The organism is Actinomadura violacea (genome assembly GCF_017573465.1).
Classification (GTDB): Bacteria; Actinomycetota; Actinomycetes; order Streptosporangiales; family Streptosporangiaceae; genus Spirillospora; species Spirillospora violacea.
Window position 1 is genome coordinate 139085 of record NZ_JAGEPF010000005.1, and the last position, 17368, is coordinate 156452.

The window sequence follows — 17368 nt, forward strand, 5'->3', positions numbered from 1 at the left end:
TCAACGGCACTCCGCCGGTCGTCGGCGGGCAGGAGGTCGTGACCGTCACGTCACGGGCCGTCACTTAACGTAGTGGGGTGGAGGACGAAGAGCAGATCATCGCTTTGGCGACCCGGCTGTTCGCGGAACTGGGCTACGACTCGACCGGAGTCGACCTGATCGCGGACGCGGCGGGAGACGGCGGCCAGACCCTGATCGCCGCGGCGGGCGGCAAGAGCGGCCTGTACCGGCGGGTCATGGACCGCGCCTACCGCGCCGAGCAGGACATGCTGGACGCCGCGCTCGCCGCGTACACGCCCGACCCGGCGGGCACGCACCGGGTGATCGACGACTACCTGGACTTCTACGTCGCGAACCCGGAGATCATCGCGCTCTGGATGCACCGGTGGATGGGCGACGCCGCCGACGTCGGCGAACTGGAGCACGACTTCGTCGATCCCCAGGACGAGCTGGTCACGGGCGTCGTGGCCGGCCAGGTGCCGCCGGACGTGGCCGTCGACCTGCTCGTCCGGACGGTGGTGTGGTGCGTGTTCGGGTTCCTGTCGGGCGGGGTGCGCGGCGGGCGCGGGCGGGCGGAGCCGCGCAGCCCCGAGGCGATCGAGCGTTTCCGCGGCTACCTGCACGTCCTCGTCGACCGGATGATGGCCCCCGCCCCGTAACGAGCCGGGGTCCGCCTCGGTTTTGCCGTCCGGTGTTCGCCGGGTCAGTTACGTCCTGCGCGGGCCAGGGCGTCGTGGGCCTCGGTGGCCATGGTGCGCACCAGGTCCTCCGCGGAGGGCAGGTCGGTGATGAGGTCGACGGCCTCGCCGGCCCAGACCGGCAGCGCCGGGATCGCGCCGCGCGCCACGTCCTCCCGGTAGTCCTGACGGGCCTGGGGATCGGCGGCGAGTTCGTCTTCCCGGCCGCGCCAGCGGTCGAGGTAAGGGTGCCCGAGGGTGCGGGCCGAGTACTTCGACGGCCAGCGGGAGCCGCGGGCAACGTCCAAGAGGGTGCTGCGCTCGGTGTCCTGCCCGCGCGCTTCGAGGAGCGCCTTGCTGGTCGCAGGGTCGACCAGTGCTTCGGCGGTGGCCTGGAAACGCGTGCCGATGAGCGCTCCGGCGGCGCCCAGCACAAGAGCCGCCGCCACTCCGCGTCCATCGGCGATCCCGCCGGCCGCCAGCACCGGCGTCGGCGCGACGAGGTCGACCACCGCGGGGACGAACGGCAAGGTGGATCGTCCGTGCAGGGAGCCGTGACCACCGCCCTCGGTCCCTTGCGCCACGATCACGTCGGCGCCCGAGTCCACGGCTCGCCTGGCCTCGTCCAGGTCGGTGACCTGCAGGATCAACGGGACGCCCGCCTGCCGGACACGCTCGGCGTACGGGCCGGGATCGCCGAAGGACAGCATCACGGCCCCGGGGCCGTAGCTCAGCGCGAGCTCCACCGCGGCAACGTCGATCGCCCAGGTCAGGAATCCGATGCCCCACGGCTTTCCGGTCTCCGCGACGGCCGGCACCTCCCGCGCGAGCCACTCCGGGTCCCCGTTCCCGCCGCCGAGCATCCCGAATCCGCCACCTCGGGAAACGGCCGAGGCCAGGGCGCCCCCGGCCGATCCGCCCATCGGCGCGAGTGCGATCGGGTGCCGGACGCCGAACTTCTCCGTGAACGCCGTCGACAGATCCATTGGCACATCATGGCGCATCGTCCGGCGACCTTCCGCACAAGATCAAGAGCCGAGCGGCGCGGGTGGCGGCGACGGGTGCCGCGGCGTTACCGTCGACGAAAACCAGGCCGTCCCGCCGGAAGGAGCCGAAGATGATGCCGCCTTTCTGCAGTATCTGCGGGGTGTCGGCAAGAGATGACGGCCTTCCGTCGTCAGAGTTCAAGCTCGTCCGGTTCGCGCTCACCCCCGAGGAGCAGGCACAGCAGGAGGAGCTGAACCGTTCGGGATGGGTCGGCCATCCGCCCGAGCTCATGTGGTTCTGCCTGGAGCACGCTCCGGCGGCAGAGGCGCTCTCGCATCTGCATTGGCGCGAGGCAACGGAAAAGCTGAGGCCGTCCCGCGGGTAGACGGCAGCGAAGCGGATCGTGGTTGTGCGTCAGGCGGCGCCCAGCGATCGGTGGTAACGGGCGGCCCCGGGGTGCAGCGGGATGGGTGTCCTGCCCATGGCCGCCGGGTCGAGCGGGTAGGTGAGAGGGCTCTGGTGCGCGGGGATGTGCCGGTACTGGCGCTCGATCGTCTCGCGGGTCTCGCCGAGGATCCAGGCGATCAGGTGGGCGAGGTCGTCGGGCAGATCGGAGCGGGTCAGTACCAGGAAGTCGGAGAAGTCCAGCGTCTCGAAGCGCGGGCAGCCGGGGAAATGCCCTTCTTGGACGGTCGCGGCCGGCCAGGAGTAGTCGGCGGCGAGGCCGTCCAGGACGGGGCGTTCGATCGGCAGGAAGGCCAGGTCACCGCCGAACTTCTGCCAGTGCGGCAGCATGTACGCCTCGTGGACGATCGCGTCGGCCTGACCGCTGATGATGCGGTCGAAGGTCTGCCGCGGCCGCTCGTCGGCCAGGATCCGGCCGCCCCAGCCGGTCACGTCCACGTCCGAGCGGACGAGGATCTCGTGGGCGGCCCAGCCGATGAGGTTGGTGCCGTCGTGCGGTGCGGTGGCCAGCCGCAGCCGTGGGCGCGCGGCCCGCAGTTCGGCGAACGAGGTGATCCCCAGTGACCGGCGAATCCCGACGACCAGGCGGTCGCGCTGCGGGAGGGTGCCGAGGGCCCGCAGGCCGGGGGCCGGTTCGGCGGCGAACGGGCCGCGGCCGTTGACCGCGGCGGCGGCGAACGCGGCCGGCGTGGTCAGCGCGATGTGGACCTGGCCGCGGTCGACGGCGCGGGCGGCGTCGGCACCGCCGCGGCCGGTCCAGATCCCGACCCGGGTGTGCGGCCCGCAGCGGTCGGTGAGCTCCTGCGCGATCCAGCCGCAGATGCGGTGGAGGTTGGCGGTGCCCCAGTCGCCCTGCAGGTTCAGGCGGACCGACCGGTTGAGCACGGGTGCGGGTGGACGCATGGTTCGCTCCTAGGGAAGCAGGACGGCCGGGCCGCCGCCATCAACTCATTAGCAATTGATAATAATCAATACCTCAACTAGGCGCGTCGTGCTCGCGGAGCAGGCGCATGACCGCTTCACGATCGCGGCGGTCCAAGGCGTCGACGAGCGCGACGTGCAGCTCGTAGCGCCTCCGGATGAACCCCTCCTCCGGCTCCCCCTCCGGCATGATCGACCGCGTCCGCGTCTCGATCACCTCCTGGACGCGCAGGTAGAACTCCCGCAGCATCGCGCCCGGGCCGATGGCGGCGAGCCGCCCGTGGAACCGCCAGGTGGCCTGCACGTAGGCGGGGCCGTCGCGACGGTCGGCGGCCTCCCCCATCACCTCAAGATGCTTGCGCAGTTCGGCGAAGTCCGCGGGCGAGCCGTGCCAGAGCGCGTCCTCCATGACCAGCGGTTCGATCGCCTCGCGGATGCGGAAAGCCTCCTCCAGTTCAAGGCGGGCGCCGTCCTCGGGCAGGCCGCCGGCGGCATCGTCCTGCAAGGCGTCCGAGGCGATCTCCGGGGCGAACAGCCCGCCGCCCGGTCCTGGACGGACCACGACCTGGCCGCGTTCCTGCAGCAGCCGAAGCGTCACGTTGAAGGTGCCGACCGACACCCCGCACATCGCCCGGACCTGCTCTTTGGTGCCCAGCCGGGCGCCCGGCCGCAGCGCCGCCAGCAGCCGGGCGACGTGCTCCGCCGCCTCCACCGTGCGGCTGGCGGCCGCCTGGTCTCCGCGCCGGTCTCCCGCGGTCGTCCTCCGAGCCATGCGGTCCTCCATCGTTATTAATTATCTTCGATGCCTTGACGCTGCCGGTCGGCGCCGCCCATCATACCGGTACGCGTATTCATCATGATGATTTCACCAGACGCGCCGGTCCGGTCGCCTGCCGTCGCGGAGGAGCCGGCGCTTCAAGACGACCGGCAAGACGCATCCATCAGAAGGAGTTCTCCCCGTGGGACTCGTGCACGAGATCATCGATGGCTTCGACCCCGCCGAAGCTCCACGGCGAGTGGCCCGCAGGGAGGAACTGCTGCTGGCCGAGCCGCTCCCCTCCCCCAAACGGCCGCCGCGCTCTTACCGCCCCATCCAGGCCGTCCACTTCCCGCCGCATTTCGTGCCGCAGGGGTTCGAGCCGCCCAAGGGCATCTACGAAAGCGACCACCTGCGGATCGAACGGCAGACTATGGCCGGTTTCCGGCAGCCCTTCTACCACCGCAACTGCGACGTCGACGAACTGTCCTACCAGGTGTACGGCACCCGGACGCTGATGACCGAACTGGGAACCCTCGACCTGGTGGCCGGGGACTTCTCCCGGATCCCGGTCACCGTCGCGCACGACAACCACGCCCACGACGACATCCACATCCTCTTCTATGTGCCCGCACCCGTCGCCGAACTGCGCCCCGCCGTCCGCGCTTCCGACCTGGTGATCCCGCCATTCCCCGGCTGGGAGCCCGCCGTCCGCAACCTCATGACGACCGAATGCCTGGGCGGCCCCGAACACGACATCGTCATGACGCCCGTCGACGAGCAGATGCTGCTGGAACAGGCCAAGGCCGAGCCGGAACGGATCAACGTGCTCCGCGCGGACTCCGATGCGGCCGCTCTCACCGATGAGACCGCGGGCACGGGCCGGACCATGTGGCTCTACCGATCCGCGCAGATCCGGATCGGGCACACCACGATCGAGCGGTCGGCGGGGCGCGTGTACCGCACGCACCGCGACGCCGACGACATCCAGTACCAGGTCAGCGGGCGACGCGTCCTGGTCACGCAGCTCGGCGTCCTGCACCTGGAGCCCGGTGATTTCGTGCGCGTTCCCGTCGGCGTCGCCGCCACCAGCATCGTCACCGAACCCAGCGAACACCTCACCGTGCTCTCCGCACTGGCCGTCCCGCAGGTCGCCGAAACCACCAAGTCCGGCGAGATCCTCAGCGTCCCCGAACTGGACCGGCTGCGCCCCTCAACGCCCTGACCTTCCTCCTGCCCCGACATCGTTCATACGAAGAAAAGACTCCGAAATGCCTGAGATGAAAGCCGCCCGCGCCTATAAGGGGTCCAGTGTCCTGCGATTGGAGCGGGTGCCGGTCCCGGAGCCGGGCGAGCAGGACGTGCTGGTCCGCGTCGCGTCCGCGGGGTTGGCGCCCAGCACCATGAAACTCCTGGCCAAAGGCGTGTTCCTGCACCTGCCCACCATTCCCGGCCATGAAGCCGCCGGCGTCGTCGAGCAGGTCGGCGCGGCCGTCGACCCGGCGCTCATCGGCAGCCGGGTCCGGGTCCACCCCATGCTGTCCTGCGGCGAATGCGTGTACTGCGGCAGCGACCGCGAGCAGATGTGCGCCGAAGCCGCGATGATCGGACAGGGCGCCTTCGGCACTGGCGCACTGGAGCTGTACGCCCGCTACCACGACGGCGGGCTCGCCGAATTCGTCCGCGCGCCGCACTGGCTGATCGACCGGATCCCCGACGACGTCGGCTTCGACGTCGCCGCCAAACTGCACGACTTCGGCAACGCCGTCCGCGCGCTGAAATGCGCGGGCCCCCTCAACGCGGCGACCGCGGTGATCACGGCCGCCACCGGCACGATGGGCACCGCCTCCATCGTCCTGGCCGAGCACTTCGGCATCGGCCGGCTCGTCCTGGTCGGCCGGTCCGCCGAACGGCTCGCCGCCGCCCGCCGCCTCGTCCCCCACCTGCGCACCGACACCATCGCGCTGAACGACCTGAGCCCCGGCTGGGAGACGAGCGGCGAACTCACCGCCCGCATCCGCGACCTCGTCCCGTCCGGTCCCGATGCGGTCCTCGACTACCTCCCCGAAGGCCCCGGCGCCGAACAGGGCCTGCGGTCGCTGGCCAACGGCGGCGTGTTCGTGCACATGGGCGGCAACGCCGCGTCCATCGCGATCCCCATGCGGGAGATGATGATCGGCTGCTGGCGCTACGTCGGCACCCGCGCCTGCACCCGCGACGACACCGCCACCGCGCTGCATCTCCTGGCGTCCGGCAAGGTCAAGGCCGAACAGCTGATCACCCACCGGTACACGCTCGACGACGTCAACACCGCCCTGACCGCCGTCGCCGAACGCCGCGAACCCATGTGGATGGGCGTCGTCCACCCCTGACCGGCCCTATCCACCTTGGCCCAGTGCGCACCCCGTTGAAGGAGCCCTTCCGATATGACCGAGTGGATCACCGTTGAGACCGCCGACGGGCCGATGCGCGTCCACACCGCACGCCCCGACGCGCCCGCCGACCGGGCCGTGATCGTCCTGCAAGAAGCATTCGGCGTCAACGACCACATCCAGGACATCACCCGCCGCTTCGCCGCACGCGGGTTCCTGGCGCTTGCCCCCGACCTGTTCCACCGCACCGGCATCACGACCCTCGGCTACGACCAGCACGCCGAAGCGATGCCGCTGATCGGCGCCATCGGACCGGACGCGATCACCACCGACATCGGCGCCGTCCTGGACCACCTCGCCGGCGAAGGCGTCCCCGCCGCCCGGACCGCGGTCGTCGGATTCTGCTTCGGTGGCCGCGCCGCCTTCACCGCCGCCACCACCATCCCCGGCCTCGCAGCCACCGTCGTGTTCTACGGCCCCGGCATCGCCGCCGGCCCCCACGCCGTCCTGGACCGAGCCGGAGCCATCGACGCCCCGATGCTCCTGCACGTCGGCGCCGACGACCCGACGATCCCCGCCGACCAGGTCAAAGCCATCGACGCCGTGCTGCAGAACGCGGGCACCGACCACGAACAGCACGTCTACGACGACGCCGGACACGCCTTCGCCTGCGACGCCCGCCCCCACATGTACCGCCCCGGCCCCGCCGACACCGCCTGGACACGCACCCACGCGTTCCTCGACCGGCACCTGCCCGCGAGGAGCTGAAGCCGATATCGGGCGCCGGTGCCCTGGCCGGCTCAGTGCCCCGGCCGGCGGACCCCGGCCCTCAGCAGGTCGGACATCCAGGCATAATGGAACACATGTTCGACATGCTGGGGCGCTGAGGTGTGGGTACCGCCCGCCGTCACGTACCGCGCCATCGGGGGTCCGGCGTTCCTGCTCGCCTGGGAGCAGCAGCCGGACCGCTCCTGGTGGGCGAGGATCCTGTGGGTCGAGCTCGGCCGCGAGGGTTGCACCGGCCGGCATGCCCGTGTCGCGGGCACGGAGGTCGCGCCGATCGCCGGTCAGGACTACCGGACCGTCCCCCGCCACCGCGTCACGCGTCGCACGCGCCCGCCGTCCGACCCCACGGATCCGCGCGACCCGCACCATCGGCCCAACGCCGAGGAACGGCACCGGATCGCCTTTGAACGAGCCCTGAGACGCAAGCCCGACCCGGACTTTTAAGCCCCTTCGTCAACCGCCTTCGCCGGTATGAATCGCTCAAGAAACCAGGTCGAGGTGGCTTTCCGGGACGTCATCGAGGAACCGCCCACTTCGGCGATTTCGCCGGTCTAGGCTGGACGGCGACTTGGCGCCGGGAAGTCTGGAGGTCCCATGATGGCCGGGGAAATGCATGACCGGGGGCCGGACACGCCCCCGTTCGACACCAGCGTCGCGCACATCGCCCGTATTCAGGACTACTGGCTGGGCGGCAAGGACAATTACGCGCCCGACCGCGAGGCGGCGGAACAGGCCATCTCGGCGCTGCCCGACATGGTCGCCTCGGTGCGCAACACCCGGGCGTTCCTGGCCCGCGCCGTCCGCTTCCTCGCCACCGAGCGGGGCGTGCGGCAGTTCCTGGACATCGGCACCGGCATCCCGACGGCCGACAACACCCACGAGGTCGCGCAGGTCGCCGCCCCGGAAAGCCGTGTCGTCTACGCGGACAACGACCCCGTCGTGCTCGCGCATGCCCGTGCCCTGCTCACCGGCTCTCCGGCCGGCGCCACGTCCTACATCGACGCCGACATCCGCGACACCGGCACGATCCTGGGGGCGGCGAGAGAACTCCTGGACTTCGACCGGCCCGTCGCGGTGATGCTGATCGCGATCATGCAATACGTACCGGACGAGTCGGACCCCTACGGGGTCGTCCGGACGCTGATCGACGCGATCCCCAGCGGCAGTTACGTGGCGATCTCCCATCCCGCCACCGATATCCAGGCCACGAGAATGGCGAACATGGCCGACCGGCTGAACGAGGCCATGGCGCAAACGATCACACTGCGCAGCCGCGAACAGGTGGCGGCGTTCCTCGACGGCCTCGACCTGGTCGAACCCGGCCTTGTACGCGCTCCTGAATGGCGTCCGGACGACCCCGCCCTGGCCTCGACCCCGTCCACCATGTGGAGCGGCATCGCTTTCAAGCCCTGAAATACCCGCCCCCCGAGACCGGCCACCGCGGATACGGCGACGGCGGTGACGGGTCGTGAGCACAGCACGTCGATCAGGCGGGCATCGTGGCCTCCGGCACGCCACCACGGCCGTCGAGGCGCGCCACGGCCGCGTTGAGCGATGTCGCGCGCGCCGGGCGAGGGGCCGGGCCGACAATGTCGGTGCCATCGCCTTTAATCGAAGGGTGGACGTTGAAGAGCGCATCGCCGAGCTGACCGCCGAGGTCAAGCGGCTGAACGACCTGTACTACGGCTCCGGCGACAGCCCGCTGCCGGACGCGGACTACGACGCGCTGAAGGACGAGCTGGCGGCGCTCGTCGCCGAGCACCCCGAGCTCGAACCGGCCGACAGCCCGCTCGGCAAGGTCAACGCGCCCGCGGAGCTGACCGGCCCGACCGTGCGCCACGCGCGGCCGATGCTGTCCCTGGCGAAGGCGACGAGCGAGGAGCAGATCCGCACGTTCTGCGAGCGGTTCGTCGGCCAGGTCTTCCGCGTGTCGGAGAAGCTCGACGGGCTGTCGCTCAGCGTCGTCTACACCGACGGCGCGCTCGACTACGTCGCCACGCGGGGCACCGGCGCGGTCGGCGAGCTGGTGACCGGGAAGGTGCGCCACGTGATTCCCGGCCTGCCGGCCCGGATCGATGCGCCCGGGCGCGTCGAGGTCCGCGGTGAGGCGGTGATGCTGCGGTCGGTGTGGGCGGCCTACAACGAGGCGCACCCGGACAAGACACTGACCAACCCCCGTTCGGGCGCCGCCGGGACGCTGGTGCTGAAGGACCCCGAAGCGGCCGCCGAGGCCAAGCGGCTTCTGCGTTTCTACGCATTCGGCGCCGATCGCGACGGCGTCGCGATGGACCTTCCGGCGGGTTTCGAGCCGGTCGCCCAGTACGTCTGTGCCAGTGCCGAAGAGGTGGTGGACGCGATCGAGGAGATCGGCGGCCGTCGCGACGGGCTGGACTACGACATCGACGGCGCCGTGGTGCGGCTGCACGAGCCGGCGGCGTTCGACGCGGCGGGCTTCAACAGCGCCGAGCCGCGCGGGGCGATCGCGTTCAAGTACCCGCCGGAGGAGAAGCTGACGACGCTGCTGTCGGTCGAGTGGCCGGTCGGCAAGATCGGCCGCGTCCCGCCGCGCGCGAAGGTCGCGCCGGTGTTCGTCGGCGGCGTGACGGTGGAGAACATCACCCTGCACAACCCGCGGCTGATCCGCGAACGCGACCTGCGGATCGGCGACACGGTGGCGGTCGTGCGGCGCGGCGACGTGATCCCGTTCGCGGGCCGCTCGCTGCCGGAACGGCGCGACGGCGGCGAGGTCGAGATCGTCCCGCCGGCGCACTGCCCGTCGTGCGGTTCCGAGCTGGAGGTCCGCGGCACCGGTGAGGAGCGCTGGTGCGTGAACCTGCAGTGCCCGGCGCAGGCGACGCGCCGGCTGATGCACTGGGCCTCGCGGCAGGCGGCCGACATGGAGGGCGTCGGCGACGTCTGGATCGAGAAGCTCGCCGAGGACGGCGTGCTCAGGCGCCGCAGCGACCTGTACGACCTGACGGCCGACCAGCTGCTCGGCTACGAGCGGATGGGCGAGGTCAGCGCCGGGAACATGGTCGAGTCGATCGCGTCGTCCAAGGGCATGGGGCTGCGGCGCGCGCTGATCGGACTGGCGATCCCGATGGCCTCCGAGGGCACCGCCAAGCGCCTCTGCCTGGCCGGCTACGAGCGCATCGAGGACGTCGCCGCGGCAACCGCCGAGGACCTGGTGGCGATCCGCGACATCGGGCCGAAGGCCGCCGAGAGCATCGTGGCCTTCTTCGCCCGCCCGGACGTCCAGGAGGAGATCGCGGCGCTGCGCGAACGCGGCGTGGACCTCGACGTGCTCGACGAGGACCGGCCGGTCGACGCGGCGGCCGCGGGCGACTCGCCGCTCAAGGAGGCATCGGTCGTGATCACCGGCGCGTTCACCGACCCGCGCTCGGGCGCGAAGATCAGCCGGCCGGACGTCACGCGGCTGGTCGAGCAGGCGGCGGCGACGGCCGCCTCGTCGGTCTCGGCCAACACCGACTACCTGCTCGCCGGCGACAACGTCGGCGCCGCGAAGACCGGCAAGGCCGAAAAGCTCGGTGTCACGGTCGTCCACCAGGACGAACTGTGGCGCTGGCTGGCCGAGGCCGGGGTCATCTGACCGCTTCGGATCAGCCGGGGACACGTCCGAAGATCCGGCTGCCCGGCGCGTCGGGGTCGTCCCCGGCCCAGAACTCGTACCAGTGGGCGGCGAACTCCTCCCTGGAGATCGCCCCGTCCCCGTCCAGGTCGAGCAGCGCGAAGGTGTCACCGACGTCGGCGTGGCCGCCGCTCCACGCCTCGATCATCCGCTGGTACTCGGCCGGGGAGACGAGGCCGTCGCCGTCCTCGTCCACGGCCTCGAACATCGAGTCGGCGGTCGCGGTGACCGCCTCGGGCATGCCGTCGAGCAGATCGACGACGGTCAGAACGTCGTCGATCATGACCGCGTCGGCCGTCCGGGAGTGCACGGCCAGGGTGTCCCACCAGCCGCGCATGACCGCCAGAAGCCGTTCCTCGTCGCCCGCGACCCGGACGGCCGCCCACCGCCGGGCGAGGTCTTCGAAGTCGGACTCGCGGAGGGCTCCGTCCCCGTCGCCGTCCATGGCGTCGAAGACGGACCGCACTTTGTCTCGCTGAAAGGTGCTCGCCACGCTCCTGTCGTCCCCGTATCCCCGAAGAGGAACACTGCCTGCACAGCGCCCTAGGCGTCACAGCCGAGTGACAATTCAGTCACCTGGAGTCACATTCGCGGCATTGACCTGGCCCTGAGCGAACGCCACTCCCCTCCCCGAAGTCCCGCGCTGAACAGATGCCCGATGACCTTCCACTCCGCCCAAGACGCGGGAAGGCGAGCCGACAGTCCATGAAGCGTTCCACAGTATGGCTGCTGACCGGGCTTGGCTTGACCCTGTGCGTTCCGTTGGTTGCGATAGGGATGATCTCGCACTTGGAAACGACCAATTGCGCACATACGAAACGCCAGGTTAAAGCCGCACGGAACGCAGTAGCGTCGGAAACCGCAGAGCTTCGTGCCGGCCCTTTCAAGGTGATCGCCATCTGCGATTCTGGCGACCCCGCTTACGCCAGTGCAGCCCTCAACTCGTCGACGCCCCCGGAGGAGGCGGTCCGGCGATTAGAAAAGAGGGGCTGGAAATCCGCAGGCTCCGAGCAAGCCAACGGACACGTGATCAGCAGATTGCCGAAAAAGAAGCTTGCTGATGGCCGCATCACACTATGGATCGGCAGCGCCACCGCCCAAGCGCCTGCCTCCATCGGCTTCAGGGTGGACTGAGAACCATCGACCGGCGGGACGCCCGCGGGCTCCCCGACCAACCCCACGGCGGCCGCCACCTGCACTCCGCCTCGACGCGGTATACCTGCCCTCGTCCCGCTCGCGTGCTGGGCGTACGCGGTCATGGCCGGCAACGGACGGCGCGCGCTGCACCCCGCCCGTCGCGCACAGCAACGCGGTTGGCTTTGCCTCCCAGGCGCATCAGCCGTCAGCGCCGGCGTTCTCAAAACGTGATACTTGTCGCGCATCAAGTGTCCTGGACGGGGGATGCACGGGCTCAGACGACAAAAGAGGAGGCACCCCCGATGCCCTGGTTGATGATTCTCGTTCTGCTGCTGGCCCTGCTCCTGTTCGGCCTCGGCTTCGCTTTGAAGCTGCTGTGGATAGTGGCCGCAATCGTGCTGGTCCTGTGGCTGGTCGGCTTCCTGGCCCGCAGCACCGGATCGTCCGGCAGGCGCGGACGCTGGTACCGCTGGTAGGCCGCAATAGAAGGCCGGTATAGGGGCCGCGTTCGAGAGACGCGGCCCCTATACCGCATTCATTGGATTGTCATCCGCCGCTGAGCCCGCCGACTCGCGTTCGCCTGTTGCCGGCTTCGGCCGTCCTTGGGCGGCAAGGCGGAGTGCGAGATCGTGGAGTTCTGGTAACCGCAGCACACGGTCGCCGTAGCCCGGTAGTGGAACGTGGAGCAGTTCGCTCCATCGGGCGGGAATCGCGTCCGCGCCATAGCAGGCTCCGGCAAGGCCGCCGCTGACCGCCGCGACGGTATCGGTGTCGCCGCCGAGGTCGATGGCGGCCCGCACCGCCTCCTCGTAGCCGCCGGTCGTGCGCACCGCCCATACCGCGGACCCCAGGCAAGGCCAGACTGCGCCGTTGAACTCGGTGGCCTGGTCGGGATGCCAGTCGCGGGACAGAACGGCCGCGTACCGGTCACGGTGCCCGGGATGGACTGCGTCCAGGATGTCGGGGATCGCGGCGATCGGATCGGCGCCCAGAAGTGCACGGCGTACGAGTTCGTGGAAGACGGCGGTGCCCTCCCAGGCCGCACGGTCGCCGTGGGTGAGGGCGGCGATGCGGCGCGCCGCGTCCATGGTGGCCCGCTGCCCGTCAGCCGCGAAGTAGACCGCTGACGGTGACGCCCTCATCAATGAGCCGTTGCCGGCGGCCCGCCGGTTGACCTGGAAATGGACGGCGGCGGCCAAGTCCCAGGGCATGCCGTTGGTGAGCACGTCCTCGGTCTGCAGTCCGATATCCTTCGGCTCGGACGCGGCCCACCGCTGAAAGCGGGAGAAGATGTCGGGCAGGTCCAGACCGTCTCGTTCGATCAGGGATTCCGCGACGAGAATCGCCATCTGGGTGTCATCGGTCGCCTCGCCCGGGTCCCAGCCTCCGCCCCCGCACATCTCGCCACCGTCACCGCACACCGGGAAGCGGGCGGAGAAGACGCCTGCGGGGCCGAACTCGAACGGCGCCCCCAACGCGTCGCCGACCGCGGAGCCGATGACCGCGCCGACTGCCCGTTCAAGCCGTTTCACAAGGGGAGACTGCCACACCAGCCCGCCCGTGACCAGGTCGAATGCAGTCAAGCCGCACATGTCTCTGTCGAGAGAGAACTTGATCGTGTGGTGCTTCTCTGGCGGCGTCTGCTGGCGGTTATGGGTGCTTTGAGCGGGGGGTGAGCAGGACCTCGATCAGTGTGTCGATCAGGCCGGGAGGAATGCTCGTCCCGGTCAAGGCGCGATAGACGATCGGGCCGACGAGCGCGTCCATCGTGGCGTCGGGGGCGAGTTCGGGCGAGACCTCGCCGGCTTCGATCGCCTGCGCGAGCATGTCGCGTTCTTGTGCACGACGCGGACCGAGATAGCGCTCGTGGAAACTCTTGGCCGTACCGGGATCGTGCTGCGCCTCGGCGATGAGCGCGAGCAGGACCTTGCCTGCGGGGTCGTGGCTGAGAAATCGCGCGAAGCCGTGCAGGTAGCCCCGGATGCTCTCCGCCGTGGGCTTCTCCACCGGGACAGGGAAGCGTTTCTCGCTGTCCTCGATGAGCGTGTCGAGGAGGATCTCGACCTTCGAGGGCCACCACCGGTAGATCGTCTGCTTGGCGACGCCGGCGCGGCGCGCGATCGCCTCGATGGTCAGCGCACCGAAGCCGTGCTCGGCGAGCAGATCGTCCGCGGCATGGAGCACGGCCAGGCGCGCAGCCTCGTCGCGGCGGCTGCCGGAGTGCGGCCTGCGTCGCGGAGAGCTCGTGGCGGGCATGCCGGACACGATATCCGGCCTCGGACCTCGCACGTTAGTCTAGACGCAACGTTGCGTCTAGACTAAGCCTCCCCATCGCGAAGGAGTGAACGTGTCCCCCATGTGCGAACGCCTGGCTCTCGTCATCGGAGCCTCCCGAGGGCTGGGGCTCGTCCTGGCCGACGAGCTCGCCGGCCGAGGCTGGCGAGTCATCGCCACGACGCGCCGGAACGGCGGCGAACTGCAGGCGAACGCCGAAGCCTCGGATGGACGGCTGCGGATCGAATCGCTGGAGATGACGAGCCCCGAACAGCTGGCCGCTCTGCGTGAACGCCTGGCCGGCCATCAGCTCGACCTGCTCTTCGTCAACGCAGCGATCGACCGGGGCGACCTGCCGATCGACGCGGTCCCGACCGAGATGTTCACCGAGGTGATGATCACCAACGCGTTGAGCCCGCTACGCGTCCTCGAAGCCCTCCGGGGCCTCGTCGCACCCGGCGGAACCGTCGCGGTCATGTCGTCCGAGCAGGGCAGCATCTCGCGGAACACCGAAGGCGGCTACGAGCTCTACAAGGCCAGCAAGGCCGCGCTCAACCAGCTGATGCGCAGCTACGCCACCCGCTACGCCGACGACGGACGGACCAAACTGCTCATCGATCCCGGCCACAACCAGACCCGACTCGGCGGACCCGACGCGCCCCTCACCCCTCGGGAGAGCATTCCGGCGGTCGTCGACGTTCTCGAGGCGCAGGCGGGCGCCCCCGGTCTGCGGTTCCTGGATCGCCACGGCGAGACCGTCCCGTGGTAGAGCCCCAGGCCGATGCGCCTGGAGCCGCCGCAGGTCGGCCGCCGGGGTAGGGCTGGGCATACCTCAAAGTTGGCGGCTAGCCGTCATGCGGCGGACGGTGCCGGCGGGGTGGGATCGTGGACATGAAACGAAAGCTCTTCTTCCTCGGCGCCGTCCCCTTGGCGGCCGTGACCGGCGTGGCCCTGATCGGCGAGTTCGGGAGCCACGCCTGGTTCGGTCCCGCCCCGGCGTCGGCGCGGGCGATATCCGACCACCCCGGGGCCTGGTCGCAGACCTGGGGTGCGGCGATGCAGTGGCCCATCGCCGGCGGCCAGGACGAGGGGCCGAACTGGTCGGTGAAGGGCTTCGGTGACCAGTCGCTGCGCCAGGTCGTCCGGCTCAGTTCGGGGGGCGCGAAGGTCCGGATCCGGCTGTCCAACCTGTACGGCACCCGGCCGTTGAAGGTCGCCGGCGCCGCGGTCGCCCGGTCGGGCGGCGGCGCCAAGGCCTGGCCGGGGACGACCGCGGCGGTGACGTTCGGCGGCGCCCGCTCCGCGACCGTGCCCGCGGGCGCCGAGGTCGCCAGCGACCCGGTGACGCTGTCCACCGTGCCGCTGGAGAAGCTGGCGATCACGCTGCGCTTCACCCGGCCGACCGGGCCGGCGACGTTCCACCGCTTCACCACCCAGCCCGCCTACCGCGCCTCCGGCGACCACCTGTCCGACGTGGGTTCCGACGCCTACACCGAGTCCACCGACGCGCAGTACTACCTGGCAGGCGTGGACGTCGCGGGCGGCAGCGCCTCCGGCACCGTGGTGGCCTTCGGTGACTCGCTCATCGACGGCGTCGGCGCGACGCCCGGTGCGGACGCCCGGCTGCCGGACGCGCTCGCCGAGCGGCTCGCGGCCGCCCGGCAGCCGCTCGGCGTCGTCAACGCCGGGATCGGCGGCAACCGGCTGCGCTACGACTCGGCATGCAGCGGCGAGAAGGCCACGGCGCGGTTCGCCCGCGACGTCCTCGACCGTCCCGGCGTCCGAGCGGTCATCGTCCACCTGGGCGCCAACGACATCCGCGACAGTCCGGATGACCCCTGCCTGCGGCCCGGCGGACCGGCGACCGCCGCCCAGGTGATCGACGCCCAGCGGCAGTTGATCCGCGCCGCCAGGGCCCGCGGGCTCAGGGTCATCGGGACGACCATCCTGCCCATGAAGGGCGCCCTGTTCCCGGTTTGGACACCCCAGGTGGAGAAGGAGCGCGATGCCGTCAACCACTGGGTCCGTACCGGCGGCGAGTACGACGCGGTCCTGGACGCCGACCGCATCCTGGCCGACCCCGCCGACAGGGACCGTCCACGGCTCTCCTACGTCTATGAGGACGGCCTGCATCCGAACGACGCCGGGTACCAGGCACTGGCCCGCGGCATCGACCTCGCAGCCCTGCGATGAACGCCCCGGCCACGACCGCGAGCCGCATGCAACTGCCCAGCGGCCGGTGCGCACGTGGGACCACACCAGGTGAGCAGCACGTACCGATACTCTCTGCGATCAATCTGACTCTTACAGCGATTCGGGACGGCGGCGGCCGACGTGCTCGGTTTCGCCGGGGTGAGCCGGGTACAGGGCTCTAAATAGGACATTTCGACCTGGTCAGGGAGGTACGGCCATGACTGGGATGATGAATGCTCCACGCACCTCGATGTCCGGCATGCTGAAAGCGCCGCGCAGCCGGGGTGTCGTCAACGGGCTGCTCCTGGTGCTTCTGGGGTTGTGGGGCGGGTTCATACCGTTCGTCGGCCCCTACTTCAGCTTCGGGTTCGGGTCGACCGCCACGTGGGACTACACCTCCGACCGGCTGGTGCTGTCCATCCTTCCGGCGATCGCCGTCGTGCTGGGCGGGCTGATCCTTCTGGTCAGTGCCGCCCGACCCGTCGCCATGTTCGGCGCTTGGCTGGCCATCGCGGGCGGCGTGTGGTTCGTCGTCGGCACTACGATCGCTCCCTTGTGGGGCGGCGGCCCTGGGCCGGCGCTGGGAGGCCAGACCCGCCGGATCGCGGAACACCTGTCGTTCTACCAGGGGCTCGGCGCCATCATCGTGCTGCTGGCGGCGACGGCGCTGGGACGCTTCCTGGTGGTCGGCGTGCGAGAAGCACGACGAGCCGAGATGGAACGCGCCGCCGCGACCGCAGGGGCCGCCGGGGCCGCGGACCGGGCCGGTCGCGGCACGGCGGTACCCGAGGCGGACCGCTCCGGGCGAGGATCCACTGCTGCTCCGCAGTGGGACCGGCAGACGCCCCCGGACCGCGTGGGCAGGGAGGAGGACGCCAGGGGCGGCCACCGCACCTGGCATGCGAGCATGCCCCGGCGGCACTGACCCGGAGGTATGCGGCCATCCCGCAACTGCTGCCCATTGGCAGCACGGCTTCCTCGGCATCTCTCAGGTGCGGCGCCCTGACCCCGATTCGGACAGGGCGCCGCACCTGATCTTCCCCTACGCATAGCGGCTCCGGCCTTGCCCTACGCGTAGCGGCTTCGGTCTCTCGCTACACGTGGGGCTCCGGCCTTGCCGCATGGCGGCTTCGGTCTTTCCCTGCGCATG

19 protein-coding genes are annotated in these 17368 nt (G+C 70.4%); 13 read left to right on the top strand and 6 right to left on the bottom strand.

The features are described from left to right. Positions 1 to 77: 77 nt before the first annotated feature. On the top strand, positions 78 to 659 hold the full coding sequence (locus J4709_RS08390) for a TetR/AcrR family transcriptional regulator (protein ID WP_208238803.1): 582 nt from the start codon (positions 78 to 80) through the stop codon (positions 657 to 659). 44 nt (positions 660 to 703) lie between these two features. Here the strand turns inward: J4709_RS08390 and J4709_RS08395 are convergent, their stop codons facing one another. After that, positions 704 to 1663, bottom strand: a complete 960-nt coding sequence (locus J4709_RS08395; protein WP_232383174.1) for an NAD(P)H-dependent flavin oxidoreductase — start codon at positions 1661 to 1663, stop codon at positions 704 to 706. A 131-nt stretch (positions 1664 to 1794) separates the two neighbouring features. On the opposite strand from J4709_RS08395, the gene J4709_RS08400 reads away from it, so the two are divergent. After that, positions 1795 to 2049: a hypothetical protein gene (locus J4709_RS08400; protein ID WP_208238805.1), complete on the top strand. Its 255-nt coding sequence runs from the start codon at positions 1795 to 1797 to the stop codon at positions 2047 to 2049. Positions 2050 to 2078: 29 nt separating this feature from the next. Here J4709_RS08400 and J4709_RS08405 read toward each other — a convergent pair whose 3' ends face one another. Together J4709_RS08405 and J4709_RS08410 are read right to left on the bottom strand one after the other, a co-directional pair. After that, positions 2079 to 3032: a TAXI family TRAP transporter solute-binding subunit gene (locus J4709_RS08405; RefSeq protein WP_208238807.1), complete on the bottom strand. Its 954-nt coding sequence runs from the start codon at positions 3030 to 3032 to the stop codon at positions 2079 to 2081. Between the two features lie 73 nt (positions 3033 to 3105). Then, a complete protein-coding gene (locus tag J4709_RS08410) occupies positions 3106 to 3822 on the bottom strand; it encodes a GntR family transcriptional regulator (RefSeq protein WP_208238809.1) in 717 nt (238 codons plus the stop codon). Positions 3823 to 4009: 187 nt separating this feature from the next. On the opposite strand from J4709_RS08410, the gene J4709_RS08415 reads away from it, so the two are divergent. The 6 genes from J4709_RS08415 to ligA all read left to right on the top strand — a co-directional run bounded on the left by J4709_RS08415 (position 4010) and on the right by ligA (position 10575). Then, positions 4010 to 5032: a hypothetical protein gene (locus J4709_RS08415; protein WP_208238811.1), complete on the top strand. Its 1023-nt coding sequence runs from the start codon at positions 4010 to 4012 to the stop codon at positions 5030 to 5032. 46 nt (positions 5033 to 5078) lie between these two features. Beyond that, positions 5079 to 6179, top strand: a complete 1101-nt coding sequence (locus J4709_RS08420) for an alcohol dehydrogenase catalytic domain-containing protein (RefSeq protein WP_208238813.1) — start codon at positions 5079 to 5081, stop codon at positions 6177 to 6179. A gap of 54 nt (positions 6180 to 6233) precedes the next feature. Continuing rightward, a complete protein-coding gene (locus J4709_RS08425; protein WP_208238815.1) occupies positions 6234 to 6947 on the top strand; it encodes a dienelactone hydrolase family protein in 714 nt (237 codons plus the stop codon). Positions 6948 to 7067: 120 nt separating this feature from the next. After that, positions 7068 to 7409 carry a hypothetical protein gene (locus tag J4709_RS08430; protein ID WP_208238823.1) on the top strand — a complete coding sequence of 114 codons (342 nt, stop codon included), beginning with the start codon at positions 7068 to 7070 and terminating at the stop codon, positions 7407 to 7409. 165 nt (positions 7410 to 7574) lie between these two features. Further along, positions 7575 to 8378, top strand: a complete 804-nt coding sequence (locus tag J4709_RS08435; protein WP_208238825.1) for an SAM-dependent methyltransferase — start codon at positions 7575 to 7577, stop codon at positions 8376 to 8378. A 205-nt stretch (positions 8379 to 8583) separates the two neighbouring features. Beyond that, positions 8584 to 10575: an NAD-dependent DNA ligase LigA gene (ligA, locus tag J4709_RS08440; RefSeq protein WP_208238827.1), complete on the top strand. Its 1992-nt coding sequence runs from the start codon at positions 8584 to 8586 to the stop codon at positions 10573 to 10575. A 10-nt stretch (positions 10576 to 10585) separates the two neighbouring features. On the opposite strand, the gene J4709_RS08445 is transcribed toward ligA, so the two are convergent. Beyond that, on the bottom strand, positions 10586 to 11107 hold the full coding sequence (locus tag J4709_RS08445; RefSeq protein WP_307801076.1) for an EF-hand domain-containing protein: 522 nt from the start codon (positions 11105 to 11107) through the stop codon (positions 10586 to 10588). 212 nt (positions 11108 to 11319) lie between these two features. Here J4709_RS08445 and J4709_RS08450 point away from each other — a divergent pair, with 212 nt between their 5' ends. Both J4709_RS08450 and J4709_RS08455 read left to right on the top strand, forming a co-directional pair. Next, positions 11320 to 11748 (top strand): hypothetical protein, encoded by a 429-nt coding sequence (locus tag J4709_RS08450; protein WP_208238830.1) that lies wholly within the window; start codon positions 11320 to 11322, stop codon positions 11746 to 11748. 317 nt (positions 11749 to 12065) lie between these two features. Beyond that, positions 12066 to 12227 (top strand): DUF5670 family protein, encoded by a 162-nt coding sequence (locus J4709_RS08455; RefSeq protein ID WP_173101833.1) that lies wholly within the window; start codon positions 12066 to 12068, stop codon positions 12225 to 12227. 48 nt (positions 12228 to 12275) lie between these two features. Here the strand turns inward: J4709_RS08455 and J4709_RS08460 are convergent, their stop codons facing one another. Next, on the bottom strand, positions 12276 to 13334 hold the full coding sequence (locus J4709_RS08460) for an ADP-ribosylglycohydrolase family protein (protein WP_232383175.1): 1059 nt from the start codon (positions 13332 to 13334) through the stop codon (positions 12276 to 12278). A gap of 67 nt (positions 13335 to 13401) precedes the next feature. After that, positions 13402 to 14007, bottom strand: a complete 606-nt coding sequence (locus J4709_RS08465; RefSeq protein ID WP_208238832.1) for a TetR/AcrR family transcriptional regulator — start codon at positions 14005 to 14007, stop codon at positions 13402 to 13404. Between the two features lie 100 nt (positions 14008 to 14107). Between J4709_RS08465 and J4709_RS08470 the strand changes: the two genes are divergently transcribed. From J4709_RS08470 to J4709_RS08480, 3 genes are all read left to right on the top strand, one after another. Beyond that, entirely contained in the window at positions 14108 to 14794 is a 687-nt protein-coding gene (locus tag J4709_RS08470; protein ID WP_208238834.1) for an SDR family NAD(P)-dependent oxidoreductase, read from the top strand. Positions 14795 to 14916: 122 nt separating this feature from the next. Next, entirely contained in the window at positions 14917 to 16218 is a 1302-nt protein-coding gene (locus tag J4709_RS08475) for an SGNH/GDSL hydrolase family protein (RefSeq protein WP_208238836.1), read from the top strand. Between the two features lie 217 nt (positions 16219 to 16435). Further along, positions 16436 to 17143, top strand: a complete 708-nt coding sequence (locus J4709_RS08480; protein ID WP_208238838.1) for a hypothetical protein — start codon at positions 16436 to 16438, stop codon at positions 17141 to 17143. Positions 17144 to 17368 lie beyond the last annotated feature (225 nt).